Consider the following 882-nt stretch of genomic DNA (forward strand, 5'->3'; position numbering starts at 1 on the left):
CAAAACGTAAATCCTGACCTCATATCATTCCTTAGCGCTGCTCCTTCTTGCCATCTCTCATATGCCTCTTTCACCTTACTATGGGAAGTTAATGCATCAAAAAACTCAGGGCTTACCAGTGCATGAATTCCCGTCATATATTCACCACTTAAGTTATCCTCAATATGTCGCAATACCTCCAAACACTTACGTTTTACATCTGTTGTTGCTGTTCCAAGGGCAAAATTTACTACTTTTGGTGTTATTTCAAATTCGTTGTACAGATTTAATAATTCTGACCCATCAGCATCTAAAATTATTCCCTTCAGCGCTCCCATTCGCAAATGCTCTAATGTTATTGCATGTTTGTTTCTCATTAGCTGTAAATGGTCAGTTATTACGTCTGCTAGCGCTTTAAGTTCACTTTCTGATCCAAATGCCCTTATTCCCTGTACTTCCTCTGGTAACACTACATCATCATGCGGAATATGTGGAATCGTAAATGTTCTTACCTTTCTTTTTCCTCTTTTTCCTACTGTTGCTGGCGCCCCTGGTACTTGCGTTGGTAATAAACTTAATACTCCGTTGTGTTCTTCTATGGTAATATGTCTAAATCTTACTGACCTACTTGGAAACAAATTTAGATTTTCAACTCGTCCATAATTTATCGGCAATATATTCATCGCATTTGTTAGTGCCGTCATACTAAATGCTGGATTTGTAAATGGATTTTGCATTTTTTTTCTCCCTTTTTTCCTATTAATTTTAGTTAAATTCCCTTGCGGACAATGATCCCTCGTGCTTCAAGTTGCTTTATTGCTGCAGCTTTCTGCTCTTCAGTGATATTTGCTGGCCACACAACCGCATGATCTGCTAGTATTGCACCACGAGTAATAATTACTG

At 38.2% G+C, this 882-nt stretch carries 2 protein-coding genes; both read right to left on the reverse strand.

Going from position 1 to position 882, the window contains the following annotated elements; genetic code table 11:
• Window positions 1-716, reverse strand: a 716-nt coding sequence (locus BA053_RS06285) for a major capsid protein (protein WP_065106880.1), incomplete at its 3' end; no start/stop codon positions are given.
• Between the two features lie 32 nt (window positions 717-748).
• On the reverse strand, window positions 749-882 hold a 134-nt coding region (locus BA053_RS07025), incomplete at its 5' end, for a head decoration protein (protein ID WP_167347181.1).

It is taken from the genome of Wolbachia endosymbiont of Nomada ferruginata (assembly GCF_001675785.1).
Classification (GTDB): domain Bacteria; phylum Pseudomonadota; class Alphaproteobacteria; order Rickettsiales; family Anaplasmataceae; genus Wolbachia; species Wolbachia pipientis.